This is a genomic window from Erythrobacter sp. RANMB8, assembly GCF_056848235.1.
Genome location: NZ_JBREHG010000024.1, coordinates 1 through 3,996, shown reverse-complemented (window position 1 = coordinate 3,996; position 3,996 = coordinate 1). Strand labels below are relative to the sequence as shown.

9 protein-coding genes are annotated in these 3,996 nt (G+C 51.5%); 3 read left to right on the top strand and 6 right to left on the bottom strand.

Annotated features, from left to right (window positions below; all coding sequences use genetic code 11):
• From ACU0AG_RS16005 to ACU0AG_RS15995, 3 genes are all read left to right on the top strand, one after another.
• Positions 1-718, top strand: a 718-nt coding sequence (locus tag ACU0AG_RS16005; protein ID WP_482783258.1) for a relaxase family protein, incomplete at its 5' end; no start/stop codon positions are given.
• An 83-nt stretch (positions 719-801) separates the two neighbouring features.
• Positions 802-1,443: an MbeB family mobilization protein gene (locus ACU0AG_RS16000; protein WP_003690229.1), complete on the top strand. Its 642-nt coding sequence runs from the start codon at positions 802-804 to the stop codon at positions 1,441-1,443.
• A gap of 46 nt (positions 1,444-1,489) precedes the next feature.
• Positions 1,490-1,744 (top strand): CppA family protein, encoded by a 255-nt coding sequence (locus ACU0AG_RS15995; RefSeq protein WP_003690227.1) that lies wholly within the window; start codon positions 1,490-1,492, stop codon positions 1,742-1,744.
• Here ACU0AG_RS15995 and ACU0AG_RS15990 read toward each other — a convergent pair.
• From ACU0AG_RS15990 to ACU0AG_RS15965, 6 genes are all read right to left on the bottom strand, one after another.
• Positions 1,722-2,000 carry an endoribonuclease VapD gene (locus ACU0AG_RS15990; RefSeq protein WP_003690225.1) on the bottom strand — a complete coding sequence of 93 codons (279 nt, stop codon included), beginning with the start codon at positions 1,998-2,000 and terminating at the stop codon, positions 1,722-1,724. The genes ACU0AG_RS15995 and ACU0AG_RS15990 overlap by 23 nt on opposite strands.
• Positions 2,000-2,185, bottom strand: coding sequence for a DUF5397 family protein (locus ACU0AG_RS15985; RefSeq protein ID WP_003690223.1), 186 nt, complete (start codon positions 2,183-2,185; stop codon positions 2,000-2,002). The genes ACU0AG_RS15990 and ACU0AG_RS15985 overlap by 1 nt, the downstream gene beginning before the upstream one ends.
• A 2-nt stretch (positions 2,186-2,187) precedes the next feature.
• The gene (locus ACU0AG_RS15980) at positions 2,188-2,433 is read right to left on the bottom strand and encodes a hypothetical protein (protein ID WP_003690221.1); all 246 of its coding nucleotides are present in this window, start codon (positions 2,431-2,433) and stop codon (positions 2,188-2,190) included.
• Positions 2,430-2,672 carry an HTH domain-containing protein gene (locus ACU0AG_RS15975; protein WP_003690220.1) on the bottom strand — a complete coding sequence of 81 codons (243 nt, stop codon included), beginning with the start codon at positions 2,670-2,672 and terminating at the stop codon, positions 2,430-2,432. The genes ACU0AG_RS15980 and ACU0AG_RS15975 overlap by 4 nt, the downstream gene beginning before the upstream one ends.
• A 3-nt stretch (positions 2,673-2,675) precedes the next feature.
• On the bottom strand, positions 2,676-3,545 hold the full coding sequence (locus ACU0AG_RS15970; RefSeq protein ID WP_003690219.1) for a replication initiation protein: 870 nt from the start codon (positions 3,543-3,545) through the stop codon (positions 2,676-2,678).
• An 82-nt stretch (positions 3,546-3,627) separates the two neighbouring features.
• Positions 3,628-3,996, bottom strand: a 369-nt coding sequence (locus ACU0AG_RS15965; RefSeq protein ID WP_482783257.1) for a hypothetical protein, incomplete at its 5' end; no start/stop codon positions are given.

Below are 3,996 nucleotides of genomic sequence, written 5' to 3'. Positions count from 1 at the left end.
TGGAAGCACTCAAGGCGACGACCGAGCTGGCAGCGTTGGAACGTTCCTTAAATTCCCTACGGGATTTTTTAGCCAAAGAAAAGAACGGATGGCAGTCCCAATGATTGTGCAGTTTTTCAATAGGGGGAAAGGCGGCGGGAGTGGTCCGATAGACTATCTTCTAGGCAAAGACCGCGACCGAGAAGAAGCCAGATTATTACGCGGCGACCCCGAAGAAACCGCCGCCCTGATAAACAGCAGCGATTACGCCAAGAAATACACCGCCGGCTGCCTGAGCTTTGAAGAAAGCAACATCCCCGCCGAACAGAAACACGCCCTGATGGACAGCTTCGAAGAGTGTATTTTTGCAGGCTTGGACAAAGACCAATACAACTGCCTATGGGTAGAACACCGAGACAAAGGGCGTTTGGAACTCAACTTCGTGATACCGAACATCGAGCTTTTGAGCGGAAAGCGGTTACAGCCCTACTACTACGCCGCCGACAGAGGAAGAGTGGACGCATGGCGCACCATGCAGAACCTGACGCACGGATACAGCGACCCAGACGACCCCGCCAAACGGCAGAGCATGACCCAAGCCAAAGACCTGCCGAGAAACACGCAGGAAGCCGCACAGAGCATCACAGAGCATCACAGACGGCTTAGAAGCCCTAGCCCTATCAGGCAAGCTAAAAAGCCGCGCAGACGTGCTGGAAACGCTGGAAAAGGTAGGTTTTGAAATATCACGAGCGACCATCAGCAGCATCAGCATCAAGAACCCGGACCCAAAAGGGCGCAACATCCGACTGAAAGGCGCACTGTATGAGCAAGATTTCCGATTTGGCGAAGACCTTCGAGCAGACATCACGCACCGAAGCCGCCAGCATAGAGCAACAAACGAAAGCAGACTTAGAGACGTTACGGAAAAATATCAACGAGGCATTGAAGCAAAGCGAGCAGAAAATAACCGCCGATATAAACGCCCGGCAGTTACGCATGAGCAAGGCAGTATTCAAGCCCTATCTGTGGAGCTTGCTAGGTATATCGGCGGCAGGGTTGATAGTCATAGCAGGGCTGTTCATAGCGATATGGAGCGTCAAGAACGAGCTGGACGACTTGAAACAGCAGAGAGCCGAAGCAGAGCGCACCCTAGACCTGTTGGAAACCAAGACCAAAGGTTTGACACTGGAAAATTGCCCAGTCGAGAACAGCAAAGCAACGCGGGTATGCGTAGCGACCGAGAAGCGAATGCTGGACGCGTTAGCGGAATTAGAGAGCAATCACGCAGCAATCGAGCAGCGAATGATGAAAGCCTTAACGCACTTGGGCGAAAGGTTGGCAGAGCTAGAGCAGGAAAACACGAGTTTAGCGCAGCAGCTAGCGAGCTTGGCAGCCGAGTTAGAGCGGCAGAGCGAAATACGGCAACGGCAGAGCGAAATCTTGAATCAACCAGCCAAACGATAAGCCAACGATACAAACGAACCCAAAGCAGGGGATGGGGAATGAGCCGATGATTACCGAGAACGAACGCGACAGGCGAACAGCCGCATGGCTGATAGAGACCTACGGGGCAGAAGCCGTAGCGGAAGCAGAAACCCGCATTGCGGGCGCGAGAAAGCCCTATCCGAGCAATATCGCCAAAGTATTGGGGGCTAGCCTACCCGAAGCCCTAAAACGCACAGAAAACGCCGCAGCGCGCCAAAAACTGGCAGGGCTGCGGCGGATGTTGGACGGTAAGGCAGTTAAGACTTCACAAGACTTGTGAAATCAGACCACTGCTCAATGCGGAACGCCCGAATATCGCGGACAGAAGACGGAAACCAAGGCAGAGCTTTTAGCTCGTTGATGGCTGAAAACAGGTTAGCCATATCTTCGTTTTGGCAGGTGTACAAACTTCCCTGAATGCGGGTAAAGCCGAATTTCCGCAGGGTGTATCCAATATCCGCGTAGGCTTGGGAAATGCCTTTCGGATGGTTTTGAGCGGTATCGGCAACCACCAAATCAAAAGAAATCGCGTACATTAGGCAGCCTTTGGGTCTTGAACGATGTGGGACAGTTTGTATTGCGTGTGTTCGCCGCTTTCCGGCAGTTCAATATTTACGAGCCAATCGCCGTCCGGAAGCTGTTCGGCAGGCGTGCCGACGATGTACATCACGCCGTAATCGCCAAAGGTGCGGATTGAACCGGTGGGGATAGTGGTTTGCATGGTTAGTTCTCCTGTTGGGTTTGGTTTTCAGGCTGGTTTGTCATGTACAAAACCCGTTGGGCAGCTTTTTCGGCTGTTGTGCGTTTGATGCCGTCAGGCAGAAAAATTCTCCATTTTTTGGCTAGAACTATATCTGCAAGATCATCAACCGTTGCGCTTTTCAAAGCAGGATTTGCGTTAATTTCCGAATACAGAAAATCTTTGAATGCCGAGTACAGAGCATCGCGGTTTATTGCGTATCTTGTCATGCTGTTTCGCTTTGGTTGTCAGTTTCAGACGGCATAGGCTTGCCGCGCCTGTACCAAGTGGCGCGGGAAATGCCGAAGTGTTCCCACGGTTTATCGCGGCTGATAGAGTTTTCGGCTAGGTAGTCGGCGCGGGATTGCGACCATGCCCGAAAAACGGTTCTTGTGGAACAGCCGAAGCGTTTTGCCAGTTCTTTAGCCGTAACGTCTCGCTTGGTGGTTTTCAGTTTTGGATAGGCCATATTTCAAAGCTCCGTGATGATTTTTGTTCTGCCTGCATTGATGGTTGTTTTCCGCAAACTATTCCGATGAGCCTGCAATTCCGAAAACCGTCGATTGCTGGCTGCAATATCAAACTTGTACCAAACCCAGTTAGCGATTGATTTGGAGATACATTTCACTTCTTTTTCCCACATCGGGACAGGGAAATCCCCATTTACCCGCATACACTGGTAATGCACTTCTTTCAGCCAGCCTTGCACCGTGTAGCCCTGCTGTTTGAACGCCAACACGTTTTTGTGCGCCCAACGGCTCACAAGGTTAAACACCGTGCAATTTCTGCTTAATCCGACCGCTTCCACGTTAGAGCGACCGATATAGGGCTTAAACTTGTCTAAATCCACGAAATCCGCAAGATACTCCAAATCGTAGCCCCTGATTGCGTCAGGAACGCCGCGCAGCGTCAGCCAATGCGGATGTTCGGGATTTTTCGTAATCAGCGATACAAAGCCCACATCACCGCGCAATTTCGCCTTATATGCTGCTTCAAGTGCAGCAAGATAGCGCAGGGCTTTTTGTCTCCCACCGTATTCCGCCGTCAGCACAGGCGCGGAAAGCGCATAGGCAAGGTGTGCGCCGCCGTTTTCCCTGTTGATTGCCGCCCAAGCAGGCATAGGCAGATTATTGTCTTCCCAAGCCAACCCCGCCCCTTCGTAATCCAAGTCAAAGAGCATAAACACACGCAGATGCGGCGGATTGACTTGGATGTAGCGGCGTTTGATGGCGGCAGCGTAAGAGCGCACCAGCATAGGCGCTTCTTTGAAATCTTTGCAGTATGGCTTGTGTGGGATACGTTCTTGCAAGAAGAGGTCGGGTTGGGTGTATAATTGGCTCATGTTGTATCTCGAAACCCCCGTGCAGATTGGCGTTTGGCGGGGGTTTTGCTTTGTCTAAGATTTGCAGATTGTATGCTTGTTTTTAAGATGATACAACTATGTCAAAATAACCATAATCAGATAACAGCCCGATAGGGGTTCTTATTTCAAAATTTTCCAATCCGCAATTTAGCGAAGCCAGCAGGCGAAGCGGTAAAGCTTGGAGCGCAGCAGCGCGACCTAAGCCGGCCAGCAGGGCGGCGTTTTGGGGGAAACATGAAACCAGTTCCGACAGGGCGGCGTGCGTGTTCTTCCCGGAGTTCTTCATGGAGTATCGGCGAAATGCCGTGATGAAATGCCGTTTTTTTGAGCAGAAAGCAGTCAAAAACAGGGGTATTTTGCCCTTTTGACAGGTTCGAGTGCCGCCGAAAAGCGAACAAAGCAACTCATCATCCGAGTCAGCCCGACCGAG